Source organism: Sphingobacterium lactis, assembly GCF_051951495.1.
Lineage (GTDB): Bacteria > Bacteroidota > Bacteroidia > Sphingobacteriales > Sphingobacteriaceae > Sphingobacterium > Sphingobacterium lactis_A.
Window position 1 is genome coordinate 452,596 of the sequence record NZ_JBNHAS010000003.1, and the last position, 21,568, is coordinate 474,163.

A 21,568-nucleotide genomic window follows, 5' to 3' on the forward strand; every position below is an offset into this window, starting at 1 on the left:
GTATTTTTATGATTAAGCCAGGGCTTTTTTTATCCTCTGGTTTAATCATAATCAATTAATAGTTGTTAATTGATTAATCTAACATAAACTTAGCATGAATTACTATTCTACATTTCATAAAATAGGAATGCTCTGTCTCAGCCTTACTATTTTAAGTTGTGGTCAGCTTAACCAAAAAGTTGATAAACCAACTTCTACCCGATTTGAAGAACTGCCTGATCCGCTTGCAAAAGAGAATTTAAAATCCTGGTCCAATCAAACGGCTGGATTAACTAGTTCTTTTGTCAGTATAGATCAGCGGTTTCCGAAGTCCCTTAAACCTAATGTTCCGGAACAGCGTACTGCGGAATTAACGCTATGGCGGGGAGAAATGGCATCTGCACAAGTGTTATTGTGGTCAAAGGAAGACATTAAAGATCTTGAGTTAAGTTTCTCTGATTTTAAGTCTACCGGTAATGATAAACTACCTGCTAAGATTGCCGAAGCTCGATTCGTGCGCTATGTGATGACCGATGAATTTGGCCCTGGTTGTGGTTGGCGTAAGCCTGGAGACTTCAAAGCTAGTCTATCGCCAGATATGTTGGATGACTTGTCGAGCATGGATTTGGAGGCTAATACCGTTCGCCCTGTTTGGTTGACTGTTGACATGCCTAAAAATGCAAAACCCGGAAAATATTCAGCTACTATATTTGTAAAAGGGGAAGGAATCAAAACACAAGAATTGAAGCTGAACATTCAGGTGCTCAATCAAACACTTCCTGAAGCTACAGAATGGTCATTCCATTTGGACCAATGGCAACACCCATCAGCGGTTGCCCGTTGGAAAAAAGTACCGATGTGGAGTAAAGCACACTTTGATGCCTTAAAGCCTCAAATGAAAATGTTAGCTGATGCAGGTCAAAAGGTTATCACAGCAACATTGAATAAAGACCCTTGGAATGTACAGACCCAAGATCCTTATGCTGATATGATTATCTGGACCAAGGAAAAAGACGGTTCCTGGTCATATAATTACGATGCTTTTGATAAATGGGTGTCTTTCATGCTCGACCTTGGAATTAAAAAATCGATCAATTGCTATTCCATTGTCCCTTGGAACAATGAAATCCATTATAAAGATGCTCAAACAGGAGAATTTGTCAATGTTGTTGCCAAGCCTGGAACAGAGATTTTCTCCAGCTTATGGACGCCATTCCTAAAGGACTTTTCAAATCATTTGAAGGCCAAAGGATGGTTGGAAATAACAAATATTGCCTTGGATGAACGCAATAAAGAGGAGATGGGTGCCGCATTCGAATTAATCGAAAAAGTAGCTCCCGGATTGGGAGTTGCTTATGCCGACAACCAGCAAACCTATAAACGTTATCCGAATAGTGACGATGTAAGTACGGCGGTACAACATCCAATTGATTCCATGGATATTGTAAAACGTAAGGAAAAAGGCCTTAATACGACTTTTTATATCTATTGTGGAAATAACTTCCCGAATCAATTCACCTTTTCAGATCCAGCAGAATCGACCTACTTAGGTTGGTTTGCACAAGCAAATGGCTATAATGGCGTGCTACGTTGGGCATATAATTCTTGGGTAGAAAACCCGTTGCAAGACTCAAGATTTAGGACTTGGCCTGCAGGTGATACCTTCGTAACCTATCCAGATGGACGATCATCCATCCGTTTCGAACGTATGAGAGAAGGTATTCAGGATTTTGAAAAAGTGAATATCATTCGACAGCAGCTCATCGCTAAAAATGATCAACAAGGAATAAAGAAACTCGATCAGGCAATCTATAAACTACGTAATTTTAAACGGACACCGACTTGGAATCAAGAATTAAATCAAGCAAAAGAGGTGTTAAATCAATTGGCGCAATAAATCAACAAAGAGCAGTAAGTAATTACTGCTTTTTTTATTGTTTGATTACTCCTCAACCTTAAACCTATTCAAGTTCAAGCTCCCTAGAATCAATTCATCGTTAAATTGAGATAGTGTGATGCGGTTTAGCATACGCGTCAAATCATTTCGAATGGCTTTAAACTCATTGTGCAAAGGGCAGGGGTATTTCTCCGAACATTGTTGAAGACCCATTCCACAACCGGTAAAAATATTGTCTCCATCGATAGCTTTTACAACCTCGATGAGCTTTTTGTTCATTTCTTCTTCAGTTAAGTAAAATCCGCCATTTGGACCCTTGATGGATCGAATAATTCCATTCTTACTTAACTCCTGTAATATCTTGCCCAAAAAGGCTTCTGGCGATTCAATATTGGAAGCTATTTCTTTGATCCCAACCTTACGGCCCAATTGCGTGGATTTCGCAATGTAAAATACTGCGCGTATCGCGTATTCCGTTGATTTCGAAAACATTCCCATAAGTAAAATCCTAAAAACCTAATCCAATAAGTTTGTTAAAAATACGATCCAAAAACCTGAACAAGTTAATTATTTATTCTACTACTTCTACGTTTAGAACCAAATATTTCTCGACTTCACATTAACTTGACTTAAAATTTCTAATAAATTAATAAAAGATAATTTTGTCTTTTATTTATTCTTGCCTAACTTTGATTCAAATTAGCAAGTCACCATGCTTTGTTTTTTGTAATCATTTGATTGTTTGGCTGTCCAGTTAGGCCTATGGATAAGTTGACGAATCAAACAGTAAAAAGCAAACCTAGACAAAGGATAAAAATCACTCCTCTTTTAGATAATTGCTAAAATTATAATTAAAATTTAAAATGTGTTTTTCTTAAATCTCAGTCATCAACCCATGTTATTCATACCCATGTTGGATGCAGAATTACCGATAAAGTCGCAGTTTTTTCATTATCAAGTCAGTGGATATGACTTTTGGATGATCTCCTTGCTTATCGTCTTGTTATCCCTATTGTTTGTCGTTCTTCTGTTGATAGAACGAATTCACGGAATTTCACGCTTCTTCACTCGAAAGAAGTTAGATCTACATTCAAAAGATCTCAAATCATCTATTAAGCATTTGAGCAGTAAACAAATTACACGCCTATTGACTATCAAAAGAAATTTAAAAGAGCACAAAACGCTCATCTTGTTAATTGTCTTATCCAGTCTTCATTTGTGGCCAATAGAGGCATTTTCCCAAACCAACAACAGCAGTTTTTGGGGTAAGACCGGAATAATCATCACACTGGTATTATTACTGATTCCAACACTTTTTGCCATTGGACTTCTATTTGTAAAAATCAGTAGACGCTTGTTCAAATTACGAGTGCAGTCTCAAGAGAAGGAGGCCATTGCCATTGCCAATCAATTGGAAGATTCGGAACTTGAAGAGATTGAATCTACCTTATTGGAACATCAAGCAGCCTTGGATTATCGTTTGAACGATGACCATCTTTCTGGAAAAAATAATGCGAAAGACCCGAGGGGTTTATTAAACATCAATGAGCACTTGGAGATACCCTTGGTCTCCCGGAAAAAGAAAGCAACTCGGCGTCCTAATATTGACCCGAGCTTAGCTAAGCTTGTCATTTGGTTTCTCGTATCAGCTACTTTCTGGTTGCTATTTGGAACAACTATAGGGGAGTATGTGGGTATTAAATTCGTCGCTCCCGATTTGGATCAGATTAGTTGGTTGAGCTTTGGAAGATTAAGACCGGTTCATACAAATGCTGTGTTCTGGGGTTGGGCATCTATGGCCATGATTGGATTAGCCTACTATGTAGTTCCTCGTGTCAGTAATACCGCATTATACTCCTTAAAATTAGGTTGGATTAGCTTATGGCTTATTAACCTTACAGTCACTGCCGGAACCATCAGCTTGATGGCAGGGATAAATAATGGTGGAGGTGAATACCGTGAATACATCTGGCCAATTATGTTGCCATTTGCTGTTGCATTGGTATTAACCCTAATCAACTTTTATAAGACCATTGCGCGTAAGACTACCGAAGAGATCTATATTTCAAATTGGTACATTGTCTCTGCCATTATCTTCACCATTGTGATCAGCCTTTCTGCCTATTTGCCTTTCTGGCAACAAGGTCTTGGTGAAACCATCATTCAAGGTTATTATATGCACCAAGGAGTGGGGATGTGGTTTATGCTGTTCACCTTAGGGCTTGTCTACTACTACCTTCCACAGCAATTGAATAGGCCAATATATTCTTATAGCCTAGGTATCTTGGCCTTTTGGACGCAGATTTTATTCTATACCCTAATCGGTAGTCACCACTTTGTTTTCTCTGCTATTCCATGGTGGTTACAGACCGTGGCAATTGTCGGAAGTGCCGGTATGGCCATTCCGGTTATAGCGGGGACAACCAACTTTCTTATGACTTTTAAAGGAGCTTGGTACAAGGTTCGCGATAGTTATATTCTTCCTTTTTTCCTGGTAGGTACGATATTTTATTTTACGGGTTCCATGCAAGGAACTGCTGAGGCATTCCGTGAAACCAACCTGATTTGGCACTTTACAGACTTTACCGTTGCCCATTCCCATTTGACCATGTATGGTATCATTTGTTTTTTCCTCTGGGCGTGTATCTATGCTATAGTGCCACGATTTACAGGTCAAGAAGCACCGCAGATCAGTATTGGAGCCCATTTTTGGCTTGCCCTGTTAGGCATGATGATGTACACCGTCCCTCTAATGTATGGCAGTACCCTAAAAGGTATGGCTTGGATGGAAGGGAAACCATTTATCGATGGTGTCGTCATGATGGCGCCATATTGGTTATGGCGTGCAATCGGAGGAAGTCTGATGTGGATTTCACATTTAGTTTTTGCCTATAACATGTACAAAATGCTATCACCCAATCCAAATATTGATTTTGGAGAAGCAATCGTAAAACAACTCGAAAAGAAGACGAACAGTAACCCTCAGAAGTAAAGAAATTGATCATGAGTTATTTTGATAACCATAAAAAACTATTCCTCACCGCAACAGCTTTCTTTGTGCTGTTAACCTTATTTGTGGCGATTCTGCCGGCCCTGAATAACCAGGCCATGAATGCTCCACTACCCAATGCGGAACCCTTATCACCTGATGCTATGGCGGGAAAAGCCTTGTACGTAGCCAACGGATGTGTGGCCTGCCATAGCCAACAGGTGCGAAATATAGAAATGGATAAAATATTCGGACAAAGACCCAGTATGGCAGCAGATTATGCCGCTATCGGTAGAATGGATTTTTGGCGAAATACCGCCACCCTCATGGGTACCGAGCGTACAGGTCCCGATTTAACCGATATCGGTAACAGACAACCCTCAAAAGATTGGAACCTAGTCCACCTTTTCAATCCTAGAATTGTCGTGGCTGAGTCTATCATGCCCGCCTATCCTTATCTATTTGAACTTAAAACTAACATTGATAGTACCGATGTGCTAGTCAACATACCAGAAGAATTTGCTCCAAAGGATGGTCGAAAGGTGGTTGCTAAGCAAGAAGCCTTGCAATTAATCGCTTACCTGCAATCATTAAAACAAGTCAAACTTGCTGATGAAGAAAAGATCCCTGAGTTCTTATTCAAAAGAAAAGCAAAGACCACAGCCGCTGCTGAAGGTGGAGAAGAAGAGCTTGATGGTGAAGCCTTATATGTGGCTCACTGCCAAGCTTGTCACCAAGCTGATGGAAACGGCCTCCCTGGAGCATTTCCTCCTCTTAAAGGAAGTAAAATTGTAGAAAGTGATGACCTAGACCTTTATGTCGATATTATCATGAACGGTTATGATAGCCGACCAGAATATGGACAGATGCCAGCAGTAGGGGCTACAGCAGGATTTACAGAGAAAGAAGTAGCCGTCATTATCAATTATGAACGAAGCAGTTGGGGTAATAAAGGCAAACCGATTAAGGCTGCCGACATTAAGGAGATTGTGGATTTTGTTAAAACTCAAACGAAATAAAAGAAATGAAAAAGCAGATATGTTTTTGGGTCATCATGATTCTCATGTCATCTAGCACTTGGGCTTGCCCGGTATGCGAAAGAAACCAACCTAAACTTTTACGTGGATGGACTCATGGTGCTGGTCCTGAAGGAGGATTTGATTATTTTATTGTGATAGCCATGGTTATTATCGCCTTAATTAGTTTGATCTTAACCTTACGCTGGATTATTAAACCGGGTGAGAAAAATTCACATCATATCAAGCGATATATTTTAAATCAGGAAGGATATGAGTCAGAAAAGTAAGATATACATCTTTATTGATGAAGAAACAGTTCCTGTTGCGGAAGTATATGCGCCAGTAAACTTTGAATTGGACACCCGAAAATTAGTGGATGGGCCGCATACCTTAAAAATTGTCAGTAAAGATCCTTTTGGAAAAGAGGGATTAAGAATAATCCCATTCGAAGTGAGGAATGGACCAGCAATAGAAATAACAGGCATCAAGGAGAATGCTGTATTGGATGATCTAGTTCCTATCATGATTAATGCCTATGGTAAAGGAGATTCTGCCAGCTTCATGATCGAAGGTAGTGAAACCCCGCAAGGAATTCCATGGTGGGTGTGGATACTTATCATCGGCTTTGTAGGCTGGGCGATGTACTATTTGTTTATGTATCTATTTATAGGTTAACAGCTTGCTCCCGAATTGTTCATTAAATCTTAGGAAAATGGAAAACAAACCTTTAAAAAGACATGCCGCCTTACAGCCCTTAAGTCGAGAGCATCATTTCGCCCTCTTACTTTGCTGGAAAATAAGAAAAGGCCTACAAAATTCCGTTGACCCGGAAAGAATTGGTGCTTATGTGAAGGAAATGTGGAAACACCAATTGTCCGAACACTTTGAGCTAGAAGAGAAATTTCTGTATCCGATTATCGGACACCAACATGAATACATACTTGATGCGATTGCTGATCATAGGTTGTTAAAATGGCTCATCTTATTAGAGCCATTTACAACCTTGACCTTAGCCCGAATTGAAAAGAATTTGGCAAGTCACATCAGACTAGAAGAACGCGTTATCTTCCCTGAAATCCAAAAGGTCGCTACAGAAGAACAATTGGAAATTGTCGAAAAAGTACATGATGTCCCCATACAAGAACTTGTTTGGGACGATCCCTTCTGGAATAACTAACGCTATAAATTGAAGATATTCCTTTTAATTCCCTCTGAAATGATTGTCTGCCCATATTCCCGGCAGGCAATCTTTTTTTATTATTCCAATAGCCTAAATCTTTTTGGGAATCAGTATATTTAATAGTGACTATCGAAAATCTAGAATCACACGATGGTCTACATCTGCTTATATAAACCCGTAGATTATGCTATTCAATTACATCCTTTTTAGTGCATGGCTAGTGCCTTTATTCGCCTTAATTCTTTTTTTTATAATTAGAAAGAACCCAAAAGTTTATGGCATTTGGGTGAAATTCTGCACAGTATACCTGCTTTTATTTATCATCGCCATGATGACAGAAATATCATGGACATCTAGTGCTTGGAATTATTTTAGTATAGCTTTCTTTTATTTTGTCATAGCCAATTTGCTCTTTTACCTTATCCATATCAGTAAAAAAGTATGGCGAGTACTGGCTATTCTGGGAGCAGTATTCGTATTTTTCATCGGTTTCTTTATGGGTAGTTTGGGCATTTTAGGAGTGGATTATTTTATGTACGACTACAGCTATAAGGAAGTAAAGGATTTAGGTGATGGACATGTTTACCGGGTGACCGGTGCACGGATGTCCAGTAATGCGAAACCTATTCGCGTATATGTAGATATGAAGATTCCTTTTTTGCCATTTCTACAACAAGAAGTCTTTAATAAATATTACTACGATTATTCTAGAAGACATGGTCCCATACAGGTAAAATACTATGTAGACATGGAATTACTTGTATTAACAGCTGAGCATTCTATACCAAATCAAAAGGTATGGACCAAAATTATTAAACTTTAAGATACAATTAGCGCAACTCAATTGAGATACAGGAAAATTGCATCATTGATTTAATTGAGCGGAAAGACCTGGAAATAACCAAAAATTCAAATTCATAAAACAATAATATTCTGATGCATCTGGGGCTAATCAAAAGAAATGATAAAAGGTGGTCATAACCTTGTAATCTTTTGATTGTCAATGTTTGACAAGAGTGCAGAATAAGAAAATAATTTAAAAAACGTATAAAAGCATTGAAAGTCAACGGAAAAATAGAAATAAGACATAAAGACCAACTATTGAATGAAAAAGGTGGTTATATTATGGATCTGCAATTAGCTATGTTACTATTAGAAGCTCCAAAAGAAAAAGAACTTTCAGTATTAAGGTAAAAAAGATGATGGGATTTTAATAAACCAACTATCTCAATATTACAGAAGTCATAACCCATCCTTCTAATTTCTGTTTGCGTAGATAATTATTATATATAAGCTCAAAAGTAAGAAGCTCTTTTATTTGGGCATCAAATGATTTAAATTGATCTTTCGTTAATAAAGGGGATTTAGGTAGTATATAATTTAGACCAAGCAATTTACCTTCTTTCACATTGATGCTTAACTGAACATTAACCTGATTTTGGGTTTTTGGAAAAAACTTACGTTTTATTGTTAATAGCTTTTCTTTATTGATTTTTATATTGGTTTCAGGAAAGGGCATAGCATCTTTGTTGCTGCTAATTAACTTTTCTTCTTTGCTAAATATGCTGTTATCGTAAATAGAAATGAAATCATAATCATCAGAAATGTGAATATCATAAGTTACTCCATTGGCATTAAGAGTTCCTTTTTGTAAAACCCTAGATTGCGCTAATAGTATGTTTATAGAGCACAATAGTAGTATAAAAGATATAAAAGTTATACGTTGTATTTTCATGATATTTTTAATTGCAGTTGTTAAAAATAAATTTCAAATGCTCTTCGAGTAATTTTAGCTCGAAATTACTGAAAATCTAATTTATCTTGCCCGTCTACAGTTCTAAAATCTGAGGTCTTTTGTCTGTCGTCTCAACGTCTCTCACAAGGGTTTTCTTCGACACTCCTTCGGATCTCCTTCGGAACTTGTTCGGAACTCCTTCGGATCTCGTTCGGTTAGAAGCGAACGAGATCCGAAAGAGATCCGTCTAATATCCTAAGAAATTCCTTGAGTGTATCAAAGCAAACACGAAGGAAATAGGAGGTAAATACGAATCATTTTGAATACAACTACCTGCCTTAATTAGGGATGTTGGAGTGGAGGTGTAATGATATAAAAGAGCTGCTTAAAGTTTATTGCTCTATGAATTATATAAACTTAGATTTCCTATCACACTACTGAACTTATAATTAAATTTAACATTGAGGCAAAAGTTTTTTAATAGTAGAATGATATAATTGAATCATGGAACCATTTTTAATCTTTACTACGTTACAAGTCGTTATTTTTATTGCCTTTTGGTTCAAGGCTTTTAAAAAAGAAAGCAAGGATCAATTGTTGTTAATTATCCTCTTTGGATGTGCCATAGGTCTTTTTTCTAAAATACTTATTCTTTATGACCAAAATAATGGGGAGCTGATCCAGGGCATTTCTTCCTCTATATGTTTTGTTAGTTTCGCCTTTCTGTACATTCGGAATACACTTAAAAAGCAAGAATTGAAGCGTCGAGATTTGGTGTTGATTTCGATACCCTATACGGCAACAGTGATTATGTTTGTCGTGGAACATGTTTTTAAACTGCAATTCTTGCAAGTGGGAATTTTGGAACATGCCAGAACATTATTCTATCATAATTTTAGGAAAGTAGTTATTGTTTCATTTTTTCTGGCGGATATGTATTGGCTCTGGAGGTTTCGTGCTGCGGTTCGTGAAAGGATTCAAGACCAAGATATTCAACTTAGCATCGGTTTTGCGGCACATAGCCTTTTCCTATCCCTTTTAGTTCTTCTTGCTGAATTAATTCCCGAAAGGCTAAATTATATTATTCTTTTTGTTGGATTAGCATCCTCCAGCATTGTCATTTTAATGATCGTCTATTTCAAATTTATTAGACCTTATTCGATGCAGTTAAAAAGCGCAACAAATACCTTCAGCAGAATGAAATCAACAGCCGTAAAATACCAGAAAAGTCATGTCGACTTGGAAATGTTAAAAAGCTATGCTGATAAACTGAAATTATTTATTACTGATGAAAAACCCTATCTGAACCCTCAATTTAATCTAAGTGATCTGGCTACTGGATTGGGGATAAGTAACCACGATCTGTCGATGGTATTTTCCCATGTACTTAAGACGAATTTCTACTCCTATATTAATGCGAAACGGATAGCGTTTTTCATTAAGAACAGTGATTCCGTGTTAAAAGAGGAGAGAACCATTCTGGCATTGGCCTATGCTTCCGGTTTTCAATCCAAAAGCACATTCAACAAATATTTCAAACAAGAAACTGGTTTTTCTCCAACAGAGTTTCTTAAAAATCCTAGCCTGTTAAAATTCTCGTAATAGTTTGATAAAGATTTGTTAATACAGTGTAAGTGGCTGATAATTAATAATATGTAATGACGTTCGTGCTGATTTAGTTCTTCCCAATTGGCTAGGTCGATGGCAAAACGATTATTGTTTCTATTTGTGGCGAACTAAATATTTCCACATCATGTTATTTCGTTACGTTATTATTTTATTATTCTTTCTGGTAAAAATCCCAATAGGATTTGCACAGAACAACAGCATCATCGGACAGGTGGTCAATGGACAAAGTGCCTTGCCCGGTGTGACCATTAAAACACTTGATGGAAAATGGTCAACTAAAAGTGAATTGGATGGAACATTCCGATTAAGTGGTCTGACAGTAGGCAAACACAGCCTGCAATTTTCTTACATTGGTTATCCTACTATCCAACGAGAAGTGGAGCTTAGCTCGTCTTCTAATACTATGGATTTAGGGACCGTTCAGTTTGCTGAACAGCGGGGAGAGGATCTCGAAGAGGTGCTTATTCGAGGAACTATGGCGAGCACGCAAGCAAAAGCATTGAATATTCAAAAAACCAGTTCGGCTATTATGAATGTAATTGCTTCGGATGTTATCGGGAAACTTCCGGATCGTAATGCTGCAGAGGCAGTACAAAGAATTCAAGGGGTTTCAATTGAAAGAGATCATGGCGAAGGTCGGTATGCCAGCGTTCGTGGTACTCCACTACAATGGAACTCCACCTTAATCAATGGTAACCGTATGCCTACTTCAGAGGGTACTTCGGATAATACTTCCGGTAGCCGTACTTCTCCATTGGATATCTTCCCTTCAGAGATGATTGAATTTGTTCAGGTGTCTAAAGCCATAACACCCGACATGGAAGGTGATGCTATTGGGGGCTCTATAAATTTCATTACCCGCACAGCTCCTACGCATAAAATCTTTAAGGTAAATGCTGCTGGAGGATACAATGGGCAAGCACAAAAAGAAATTTATAGTGGATCTTTTTTATACGGCGATCATTTCTTCAATAAGAAATTGGGTTTTGTTATAGGGGCATCTTATTGGAAACGTAATTGGGCCACCGACAATGTGGAATCTATCTATAATTTGGATGATTTCAGTATGGAGCGCTTTGAACTACGTGATTATAAAGGTGTCCGCACGACTTATGGTGTCAATGCCGGTCTAGAATATAATTTCAGTCCTTCTCATAAGCTTTATTTCAGAGGTTTGATGACCGATTTTCAAGATCAGGAAACTGCTTTTGAACATACATTAGATATCAACAAAAGCAGTATGTCTCAGCGTCGTAGGGAAGGTCTTATAGGTATTGGGCTAACAGGGGGAGAGTTAGGCGGTAATCACGATCTATTCCAGGATAAAGTGAACCTAAAATGGAAGGCTTCTACTTATCAAACGGATATGGAAACCCGCAGGCCAGATGGATCAACAAATGCGAAACCTACCTATAAAATGGCGGTCTTCAGTAGTAAAGTGGATTATGCCAATTTAGCAAATGATGGTAAGATGTACCTAGACCTGGATGCACCAAGTGGATATACGGGTACTACTTTCAGAAAATTCTTGCCACAGTTTAAAACGGCAATTACCGATAAGGATTTGCGTATTTCTCAATTAATAGAAATGCAATTGCAAAGCTTTGAAAGAGATCGTATTGCCGAGGCGGATGTAAAATACCAGGTTGCCTCTTGGTTATCCATTAAAGCGGGCGGAAAGTATAAAAGTAAATACCTCCGTCGCGGAAATCCAATGGATATTTACATCAATACTGCATTGAAAACAACAGTAGCTGATCTTGAACAGGAGAAATACAATTACAATGGCGGCTTTCTAAATGAAACAGGTGTTGATTACGCTTCGGTCCAATTACCTGGTATAAACTTACGTCAACTGGATGGGCTATTGGAAGATAATTACCTGAAGGAAGGAAAATTCTATCATTTGAAACGTGATGACAGCAGCCCTGATTCGGCACCATCATTCTATAGCGGAACAGAAAATGTTTGGGCCAGCTATGGAATGTTTGAAGGGAAAATTACAGATCAAATCCAGTTAGTAGGAGGGGTTCGTTACGAACATACTGACCTTGCGTATAATGGAAATGAGGTCATTAGCAAGAAGGTAGATGGCAAGGATGTATTTGAAATAAATCCAGTAAGGAATACGAGTAGTTTTGGGGCTTTCTTACCGATGGTTCATTTAAAGTATCAGCCTATTGAGCCCATGAATATTCGTTTGGCTTATACACGTACATTTGCCAGAGCCAATTTCTCGGACCTGAACCCTACAGAAAGTGTCAACCTAATATTTACGCCTCCGGTTATCACTCGAGGTAATATTAACCTGAAACCGACCTTTGCCAATAACTTCGACTTGATGACGGAGTATTTCTTTCAAGATATTGGTGTAGCCAGTTTTGGTGCCTTCTACAAAGGTTTAAGCAATGTTATTTATTCCTCACAAACTTTTCAGACGATAGATGGGGTACAACACCGCGTTGTACAACCGGAGAACTCAGAAAAGGGTTGGTTGGCAGGCTTTGAAGCCGGAATTTCTAAGCGTATGAGTTTCTTACCTGGATTTTGGAAAGGCTTTGGTGTAGATGTCAATTATACCTTTACTACTTCGGAGATGAATGTGCCAAGGTATGAGGTGGATGCTCAAGGAAAGGTGCAGGTAGAAATTGCTAAAGAAGCTTTACCAAGCCAATCAAAGCACCTATTCAACACGGCTTTATTCTATGAGAACGATAAGTTTATGGCGCGCTTAGCTGGAAACTATAAAGGAGCTGCATTAGCCTTAGTGCAAGGTAATCCGGAAAACTACCGTTGGTATGGAGCAAACTTCACCGTTGACTTCTCCGCAAACTATAAAATCAATAAGAAAGTCAACCTATTCCTGGAACTGAATAACCTGAATAATGCAGCAATGCAATATTACCATGGCGATCAGCGTCGATTGGAGCAATTGGAATATTACTCACAACGTGGATTAATCGGGATCAACTATCAAATTTTTTAACATTTAACCCCAATAATATGAAAAACATGAAACAATGGTTTCTAGTAGCATTGGCTGCATCAAGCTTTACTTATGCAAATGCGCAAGGAATAGAAAAGAAAATCACTTTGAAAGAGGACTTTAAAGCAGAGCGCCAAGCGAATGGCGATTATAAATTGTCTATCCCAAAAGGGATTTACAAAATGCAGCAAGGGCGAGATAAAAAGGAGTTATTAGCTTCTGCTCCAATTGCTGTATATGGTGATACGCTTATTAGCGCTCCAAAATCTGAGCGTTTGTATTTTATGTTGACCAATAATGGCGATACGACAATCATTACGGAGCGTAAGATTACTGTATCTGGTCCTTCTAATTTCAGGGATATTGGTGGCATTCCAACCAAAGACGGAAAGCACATTGTTTGGGGGCAGTTTTATCGTGCTGATGAATTGTCTGGCTTAAAGGAGGCAGAATTTCCATACCTTAATAGTTTAGGAATCAAGCAGGTCTATGACTTGCGTAGTCAAGATGAGGTGAATAGCAAGAAGGATCATTTGCCTGAATCCATGAAATGGATTCATTACCCCATCTTTGAAGAAGGAAATGATGCGCAGATGAAAGCGGTCATGCAAAAGTTTAGGGATGGCAGTATGACCAAAGAAGCAGCAAGTCAATTGCTGGTAAAGGCTAATCAAGACTTTGCAACAAAGAACCTTCCGAGATTCCAAGTATTAGTTAAACAGATATTGGACGCTGACTCTCCATCTCTATTTCATTGTACAGCAGGAAAAGATCGAACAGGATTTACTTCCGCCTTATTGTTGTCTGTGTTAAATGTAGATCGTGAAACTATTCTAGATGAATATTTGATGACCAATTATTATACCTACGACAAAATTCAAGGAGGTATGGATAAAATGTTTGGCTCAGCACCTGTTAAAATAGACAAAGAAGTAGTTACCCAGTTGATGATGGTGGATAAAGCCTATTTGGAAGCAGGTTTTGGTGAAATTATAAAAAAATATGGCAATATGGACAACTTCATCCGTGAGGGCTTGAAAATTTCAGATGAACAAAGATTAAGTTATCAAAAGAAATACACGTACTAATTCCATTTCTTAATATAATAAAAAAGTCAAAGGCGTATCCATTTAGATGGTACGCCTTTTCTTACTGACATAAAACTAAATGAATAGTCTTAAGGGTTTAACATAAGGATAGTTTTATCAATTGGAAATATAATTTTTTGAAATGGTCATGCCCTTGCTTCCTTCTCTTAAGAAAAACTTATTGGCCATTAAATTATCCCTGTAGATCTCTTCATAATCTTTGTCCTCGTTTGCATCTGGTACTACATTGATTTCAAAGAAGAAGGTGTGGTATTTTTGAGGCGTGTTTGCCACAATGGTGGTGTAGACCCCAGCATATCCCACGTTTTTATTACTATCAAATTTCATTTGTATATAACCATATTTTCCGGCTGGAATAACAGAGTTGATTATTTTCGCATCAGTACAAGCACAGGAAGGAAATATATCCTGAATGGTTAATGGTTCTTTTCCTGTATTCTTGACCTTAACAATAATGTCTTGTTTATCTCCTTGCAAGATGGGTAAATAGGTTCTCACAGAATCTTCAATGACCAAATTAGTCTGATGTGAGCCAGATTGACAAGCAACCATTACATAGAAGAAGGTCATTATGGAAATGTAAAAGAATAGCTTTTTCATAATATTTTTAATTTAAAATGATTTCATCACAGGCAAAACCTGATTGCGATTGTTTAAGAATTGTAATGGATAGTATTTTATCCTCCGGAGTTATGTTCAGCGGAAATTTATAAGTGACACGTTTTAGTTTTTCTGAATTGGCACTAAACTCTTGTTTTATTACAGGCGATTTTCCATCATATTGTACCTGTATTCCTTGAGGTAAATCTAAGCGATGTCTACGGTCAATGAGGAAGGTTATTTCTAATGTTCTTTTGCCTGAAATTTTATGATTTATTGGGAACTGGATCGATAAATTGTCCTGTGTACAAATCATCCAATTGTTATAATAATCTTCAAATCCAATAGCGCCATCAGTTAGCATGTTAGGATCATCATATTCTTCATCTAACTTGCTTTTTATAGTTAGACCTTGGCCATAGAGTAAATTGCTGTAAGGCTTATTAAATATAAGTTCCTCCCAGTTTTTAAAATAATCGGCAAACCTTGCATTTGATTCGTTGTAAATCTCTAAATCGGTCAGTTCAATTAGCTTTTTAAGTACGGAAAACTGAGATTTTAAATCTTCATTAATTCGATCTTGTTGTAAGTTGAAGTCATAGATTCCATAGCCATTATCTGCCAAGCCATTTGTTCTTGCTAATTCTAATAATTGGAACAAGACCGAAATTTTTAATTTAAAAAGCTCATCTCTAAAAGATGGGTCAATATCCTTTCCAGCTAAGGAAAGATCCTTATAGAACTTTTGAAGTTCATCTTGTTTAAGGTACTTTTTTAAAGCTGGTCGAACACCTCCATAGATATCCAATGGGTTTTTATTCTGAAGGGCACGTTGGTTGATTTGTAGGTAATAATCTGCCACAAACTTACCATGCTCATCAGAAAAATGCTGTAAGTATTTGTTTATCGCTTTTGGAATATCTAAATCAAGATTTTCCATTAATTGTGCGTATATGCTTGCTTTTAGATTCTCAAATGCCGAATAGCTATCTTCATTCCCTTGCATAAAAACCCCAGTGACGCCTAAATCCTTATAAAAACGCAGATTTTCTTGTTGGATTAATAGGGTGGGGTGTGCATCCATATAATTATCAAAATTGATGGCATAATCCCAGATATAGATATGATTTATTATTTCAGACCATTTCTTGAAACGGTCTTTAATGCCGGCTTCATGTTTAGATCCTTTAAGTACTATTCCTTTTGGGAAATCCATGGTACTAATCATTACCCCCGTGTTTATAGGCATCTTTTGTGCTATTGGCATAGAGCTGCTTAAATAATCAGAAGTAAAGAATATGGCTTCAGGAAAAACCAATGCCAATTTGTTGATTAATTTTAATACCGCTGGGCTAGAATTTGTTTTGGTATTTCCTGCTTTAACACAGGCATCACAAGTACAAACCAAGGCATTGTCATTAGGCATAATCATGAATCGCCTTTTATTCGGATCTTCAGTTAATGACTTGTTAATTTGGAAGGTTAAGGCAGTTTCAAGAGAAGGGCTAGAAAAGTCAATCTGTTCGGGATTTCTTTTACCATCTACCAAAGCATACATATCTTCCTGTAAAGGAATAAACTTTCCAATATTATGTCCCCATAATCCCCATGAGTTTTCTAAACTGTTGGTATTGAAGCGTTGTTGAAATGCCTTCGTAGCATTGATTGGGAAATAGGGTTCACGATAGTGAAAAGCCATAACTTCCTCGCTTTTCAATAGAAGGTTTTTAGGCAGTTTAATTTCTGTTAATGGAGAACCTTTTTTTTGATTAACCTGAATCGAATCTAGTTTTATTATGTGTTCAAATAAATAATAAATTCCTTGTTCCAGATCTTCTGGAAAGCTTCCGTTTATAAGGAGTTTGTCTTGTGTGCCCTGAATTAAAAAATGATCCTTTTTATCATCGTTCAACGCGAGTTTTATTTCAGGTTGTCCAGAGAAATCTCTTGCTTGACTCAATATTTCCAATTCAGTTCCTGTTGCTTGTTTAAACAAATCCTTAAAGATTTTTCCAGCATGATCTGCTCTTTTATCTTCTACAAGAATATAAGGTAGGACCTTATCCTTTTGGTAAAGGAGAAGGTCCGAAGCATTGCTACAACCCATCATTGCAAATACAAAAATCATATATAGGAAAACGGATCGCATGATGGATTAAAATCTTGTTGAAAATAGTATACTAACATTATATTGATTGATATAGCTTTCGCTGCTCATCTTGTAGCTGTACCAATTGCCCATTAGTCCTAAAGATGATTTATAACCAATGTGATGACGGTATCCAGCACCAACCATACTATTGGCATAGCTGAGGAAATTATTAAGTTGAAAATCTAAACGTTGATCTTCTGGAGCATTACCAATACCAGCCATCAAGGTAAGGTAGTCGCGTTCATTGAGCATATAGAAGCGCGATTGTCCTAAAAGATTATAATAGTTTTCTTTGCCATCGTTCATGTAAAATGCTTTGGCATTAACCCAAACACTTTTCCACGTTCTCTCTAATCCTAAGACAGCGGTATAGAAGTTGGCATCGTTATTTAATTTTGCATAACGGCCACCAATTTCTACTTGCCAGTCCTTAGCAAAAGGTTGGAACACCGAAGCAGAGAATTTATATTTTTGGAAAAATTGATTTGCTACACCAGCACTGATTAGGAAATTAGTTCCCTTTTTAAATGTATGGTACCAATCAAATTCCCCTTGAATACCCACTCCTGTATTTTTTCCAGCATAGTTTACACGAGCTACAAAACTATCCCAAAGACTAGCTTTAAAACCATATTCTAATGATGCGACAGGAATGTTAAGCCTAATGCTATCTGATTTAACATTCGTATAGGATGCGGTAATGCTGTTTCGGTAATTCTTGGAACGCAAAAACTTAATATGATCTTTCAATTGTTCTGCTCGATCTGCCGTTGGTACATACTGCTCATATAAAGAAAGAGCTTGATTATAATCGCCTGTATTCTCGTAAATCACTGCTTTTTGAAATATCAAATCGTTATTGTTTGGATGGTACTTCAAGCATTGTTCTACTAAGGCTAGGGCTTGCTCGTTTTGCTTCTCGGCTCCATATAAGCTCAGGAGTTTGATGGAAGTCATTAAATCTTTAGGACGTTCATTCAATACTTGTTGGTAAACCTGGATAGCTTCAACTCGACGGTTATCTTGTTCTAAAGTTTTGGCATGCATCATCATTTGCTCCACCCAGGCACTGGCAAGCGTGTCGTTGTAAGGATATTCCCTTCGCAGGTCTCCCAATAATTGTGCTGCTTCTTGGTGCTTATTCATCTCGCTTTGAATACCTGCCAAGCGCATGCGTAGATCCTTATGATTTGGAAATTGTACTAAGGCTTTTTTAGTAAAAGTTTCCGCATCTTCATATCGATCTTGAGAAACCCGCGCATTCAGACCATAAAGGTATGGTTGTAATCTGTCTGGATTTACGCCAATAACATAATCGGTTAGACTTATCACTTCATCATACTTTTCATTAGCCATCAATACCTTGGCAAATTGGTTCGCCATATTTTCCAATTCGTCAGGTACTGCTTTTGAATTAGGGAATTGCCTTTGTAATTGTTTAGCGTATGCTAAGGCCAATTCATAATCTTGTGTCTGAAGCAGATAATCTAACTTCATTAGCGCATAACGCTCTTCGGTAGGGTGAGACGCGATCAATTGGTTAATGGTCTCCATGGCCTTGACTTTATTCTTTTGTGCAGCGTAACTTTGGAATAGTCCCTGTAGGGCATATTCATGGTACTCTGAATGTTTGGATGCTATTTGAAAGCCTTCAATGGCTTTATTATACTCTAAGTTCAGCAAATCTGTTTTTGCCCTATTGAACCTTATTTGTGCATATTTTGCAGCGATATCCGTATCTCTTGGGTAGAGTTGATTCAAACGCTCATAAATAGCCTCTGATTTTCCCGTTTGTTGTGTTCTTTCATAAACAACGACTTGCTTCAACAATAGATCCTTGCTATTCGGATTACTGCGTAGTGCATTTCGAAGTAAATCCTGAGCATCATCGTATTTTCCGCGTTCAATGGAAGTGTTCAAGAGATAGTTTAAGGCAACTTGGTCTCCCTTATTCTTTGCATATAGTTTGCTGTAAAGTACATAAGGGTCATTGTTGGCTTGAACTCTAGCCGATTCTCCAATTAAGTAATCTAATTGCCTGCGTAGTTGAGGACTGTTTTGTCTCCTCAAGCCATCCTCTAATGTGCTAATAGCTAAGGTGTAATTTCCTTGAGCCTCCAATATGCTCGCTTTCTTGGAAGTGAATGCTGCATTATTAGGCATTAGGAAAATTGCTTTATTGGTACTGTTTAATGCCTCGGAATAGTTCCCTAATTTGATCTGTGTATTGATCAAGTTGTCATACATTTCAGGGTCACGCTTAGCGGTTAATAAGGCTTGCTGGTATTGCATAACAGCCTCCTCCAAGTTTTCTTTCTTCACAGAATTAGAAGCATTTTCCTTGATAATTGTCTGGTAAGCTAACTGAACGCTTTTGTCGTTAGGGAAGATTTGCAGTAAACGAGATATTGATTTTTCTGCTTCTACATTATTATGTAAATCCCTATATAAATTCACTTTCTTCAACCATAAGTCTTTGTCATATGGATTGGTTTCCAATAACTCATTAACATAACAAATAGCCGAGGCGTGTCTTTTAGAAAGGGATTCAATAGTGATTAAATATCGGCGTGAATCATCGCGATCAGGACTCTTGCGCAATACATCAAGTAAGGTCATACGTGCCTGGTCCAGCTTTCCTGTTTCCAAGTAGCATTTTCCTAAATATTCTTTTAAATCCAGATCGGAAGGGCTTTGCTTAAGTCCTTCTAAACAGTAAGTAGTAGCTTTTGCGAAATTGTTTTTCTTACCCTCTGCTCTTGCCAATTGATAATAATCCAAGTCGGCCTGCGCATAAACCATGCTTATGGAGCCCATCATTAGCCCTAGACCAATGACAAGTGTCTTCAATTTATTTTGCATGTTCGATCTCAGGTTGAATGTCAAAGCCTTGTCTAGTCATGGTTCCCCATTGTATCTTTCTGCTCGTAAAGTATCTTATATAACCTGCGATGGAGAAATAGATGATAAATGGGTGGTAAATGAAACCTTCTATTAATGAAATTATCCACACGCTAAAATACTCCCAAAAGGTTTTGTATTGTCGCTTGACTAAATAGTCCATAAAGATGACCAAAGAGCTAATGGCAATACCAAAAGAATATACATAGAGAAACATAAATGCTACCGTATCCCAATTGACATCACCTTTTACGATGAGTAATAGGAACCAGAATAAACCAAACGCTTCAATTATTGGTGCTAAGAATTCGAAAAGAAAGATGTATGGGAATACAATAAATCCCAGTTTTGGATAAGAAGGATTAAAGAATACCTTACGGTGGACAAAGAAGATTTGTGCTAATCCAGTTGCCCAACGAATACGTTGTCTTGCTAATATCTTCAGGTTGCTAGGTCCTTCGGTCCAACAACAAGATACCGGAATATAATCAACGGTATACTTTTGTTTGCTGTTAGACATATAGGTCACCATCTTAGTTAATAGATCCATGTCTTCGGCATGCGATTTACCATCATAACCCCCGGCATTGATAGCAACTTCCTTATCAAATAAACCTAATCCTCCAGAAACATTTGGAACACAATTGATAAAACTCCAACCCAATTTCCCAAACAGATACGAACGCATGTATTCTAATTCTTGGAATCGAGGAATCAGTCTTCTTGGAGGTCGAACTCGCGTGATGACACCATTCTTGATGTCACAGCTATTGGACATACGTAATACTGCTCCAACAGCAATAGTTCTGTTTTTGGAATTTAATATTGGCTTAATCATCTTAAGCATGGTCTTTCTGTCCAGGATACAATCTACATCCGTACAGATGAAATAAGGGTATTTGGAGGCGTTTATTCCAGCGTTTGAGGCATCAGCCTTTGTTCCTCCATTTACCTTGTCCACAATCGTTAAATTGCTGTATAAGGGGTTTCTTGAACGAAAGATTCGTTTAAATGGTGCGGTCTTGATACGCTCAACATAGGCATAAGCGGTTTCTTCTAAGTCATATTCTCGAATGAGTAATTCTAAAGTCCTGTCGGTACTTCCATCATTGACAATGATGACTTCAAAGGTTGGGTACTCCATTGTCAACAAAGACTTAACATTGACGATGATGGTTTTTTCTTCGTTAAATGCTGGAGCAATAATTGAAATTCCTGGGGTTAAACTAGAGTTCATCAAGAATAAATCATCTTGTTCAGTATTGTAAACTCGAAATCTCCATTGTTTGATACTACTGAAGATGCCTAAAAGAAGCAACGAGAGCAGCATAGCTGAGGAATAAAAGAATATGAAATATTCAAAATAACTGTAAATCATGGCGAATTTATTAT

At 37.6% G+C, this 21,568-nt stretch carries 16 protein-coding genes; 10 read left to right on the plus strand and 6 right to left on the minus strand.

Features of this window, described 5'->3' with window-relative positions:
• The first annotated feature begins 94 nt into the window (after positions 1-94).
• Positions 95-1,876, plus strand: coding sequence for a glycoside hydrolase domain-containing protein (locus ACP6L2_RS13985; RefSeq protein WP_440509954.1), 1,782 nt, complete (start codon positions 95-97; stop codon positions 1,874-1,876).
• A 45-nt stretch (positions 1,877-1,921) separates the two neighbouring features.
• On the opposite strand, the gene ACP6L2_RS13990 is transcribed toward ACP6L2_RS13985, so the two are convergent.
• Positions 1,922-2,374 carry an RrF2 family transcriptional regulator gene (locus tag ACP6L2_RS13990; protein ID WP_440509955.1) on the minus strand — a complete coding sequence of 151 codons (453 nt, stop codon included), beginning with the start codon at positions 2,372-2,374 and terminating at the stop codon, positions 1,922-1,924.
• A gap of 397 nt (positions 2,375-2,771) precedes the next feature.
• Here ACP6L2_RS13990 and ACP6L2_RS13995 point away from each other — a divergent pair, with 397 nt between their 5' ends.
• The 6 genes from ACP6L2_RS13995 to ACP6L2_RS14020 all read left to right on the plus strand — a co-directional run bounded on the left by ACP6L2_RS13995 (position 2,772) and on the right by ACP6L2_RS14020 (position 7,887).
• Positions 2,772-4,868, plus strand: a complete 2,097-nt coding sequence (locus ACP6L2_RS13995; RefSeq protein WP_440509956.1) for a cbb3-type cytochrome c oxidase subunit I — start codon at positions 2,772-2,774, stop codon at positions 4,866-4,868.
• An 11-nt stretch (positions 4,869-4,879) separates the two neighbouring features.
• Complete coding sequence (locus tag ACP6L2_RS14000; protein WP_440509957.1) at positions 4,880-5,884, plus strand: cytochrome c; 1,005 nt, start codon at positions 4,880-4,882, stop codon at positions 5,882-5,884.
• A gap of 5 nt (positions 5,885-5,889) precedes the next feature.
• Positions 5,890-6,171: a hypothetical protein gene (locus tag ACP6L2_RS14005; protein WP_440509958.1), complete on the plus strand. Its 282-nt coding sequence runs from the start codon at positions 5,890-5,892 to the stop codon at positions 6,169-6,171.
• Positions 6,155-6,559, plus strand: coding sequence for a cytochrome C (locus tag ACP6L2_RS14010; protein ID WP_440509959.1), 405 nt, complete (start codon positions 6,155-6,157; stop codon positions 6,557-6,559). Before ACP6L2_RS14005 ends, ACP6L2_RS14010 begins: the two co-directional genes overlap by 17 nt.
• A gap of 37 nt (positions 6,560-6,596) precedes the next feature.
• Positions 6,597-7,061: a hemerythrin domain-containing protein gene (locus ACP6L2_RS14015; RefSeq protein WP_440509960.1), complete on the plus strand. Its 465-nt coding sequence runs from the start codon at positions 6,597-6,599 to the stop codon at positions 7,059-7,061.
• Between the two features lie 187 nt (positions 7,062-7,248).
• Positions 7,249-7,887, plus strand: a complete 639-nt coding sequence (locus tag ACP6L2_RS14020) for a hypothetical protein (RefSeq protein WP_440509961.1) — start codon at positions 7,249-7,251, stop codon at positions 7,885-7,887.
• Positions 7,888-8,286: 399 nt separating this feature from the next.
• Here ACP6L2_RS14020 and ACP6L2_RS14025 read toward each other — a convergent pair whose 3' ends face one another.
• Positions 8,287-8,799 carry a hypothetical protein gene (locus tag ACP6L2_RS14025; RefSeq protein WP_440509962.1) on the minus strand — a complete coding sequence of 171 codons (513 nt, stop codon included), beginning with the start codon at positions 8,797-8,799 and terminating at the stop codon, positions 8,287-8,289.
• A 504-nt stretch (positions 8,800-9,303) separates the two neighbouring features.
• Between ACP6L2_RS14025 and ACP6L2_RS14030 the strand changes: the two genes are divergently transcribed.
• The 3 genes from ACP6L2_RS14030 to ACP6L2_RS14040 all read left to right on the plus strand — a co-directional run bounded on the left by ACP6L2_RS14030 (position 9,304) and on the right by ACP6L2_RS14040 (position 14,502).
• Entirely contained in the window at positions 9,304-10,401 is a 1,098-nt protein-coding gene (locus ACP6L2_RS14030; RefSeq protein ID WP_440509963.1) for a helix-turn-helix domain-containing protein, read from the plus strand.
• A 151-nt stretch (positions 10,402-10,552) separates the two neighbouring features.
• A complete protein-coding gene (locus ACP6L2_RS14035) occupies positions 10,553-13,414 on the plus strand; it encodes a TonB-dependent receptor (protein ID WP_440509964.1) in 2,862 nt (953 codons plus the stop codon).
• A gap of 17 nt (positions 13,415-13,431) precedes the next feature.
• Positions 13,432-14,502: a tyrosine-protein phosphatase gene (locus ACP6L2_RS14040; RefSeq protein ID WP_440509965.1), complete on the plus strand. Its 1,071-nt coding sequence runs from the start codon at positions 13,432-13,434 to the stop codon at positions 14,500-14,502.
• Between the two features lie 117 nt (positions 14,503-14,619).
• Here the strand turns inward: ACP6L2_RS14040 and ACP6L2_RS14045 are convergent, their stop codons facing one another.
• Genes ACP6L2_RS14045 through ACP6L2_RS14060 form a run of 4 tightly spaced genes read right to left on the minus strand, consistent with a single transcriptional unit; the run spans position 14,620 to position 21,554 of the window.
• Positions 14,620-15,123 carry a DUF1573 domain-containing protein gene (locus ACP6L2_RS14045; RefSeq protein WP_440509966.1) on the minus strand — a complete coding sequence of 168 codons (504 nt, stop codon included), beginning with the start codon at positions 15,121-15,123 and terminating at the stop codon, positions 14,620-14,622.
• A gap of 7 nt (positions 15,124-15,130) precedes the next feature.
• The gene (locus ACP6L2_RS14050) at positions 15,131-17,251 is read right to left on the minus strand and encodes a DUF4838 domain-containing protein (protein WP_440509967.1); all 2,121 of its coding nucleotides are present in this window, start codon (positions 17,249-17,251) and stop codon (positions 15,131-15,133) included.
• Positions 17,252-17,278: 27 nt separating this feature from the next.
• Entirely contained in the window at positions 17,279-20,137 is a 2,859-nt protein-coding gene (locus tag ACP6L2_RS14055; protein ID WP_440509968.1) for a tetratricopeptide repeat protein, read from the minus strand.
• Positions 20,127-21,554: a glycosyltransferase family 2 protein gene (locus tag ACP6L2_RS14060; protein WP_440509969.1), complete on the minus strand. Its 1,428-nt coding sequence runs from the start codon at positions 21,552-21,554 to the stop codon at positions 20,127-20,129. Before ACP6L2_RS14060 ends, ACP6L2_RS14055 begins: the two co-directional genes overlap by 11 nt.
• Positions 21,555-21,568: the final 14 nt, after the last annotated feature.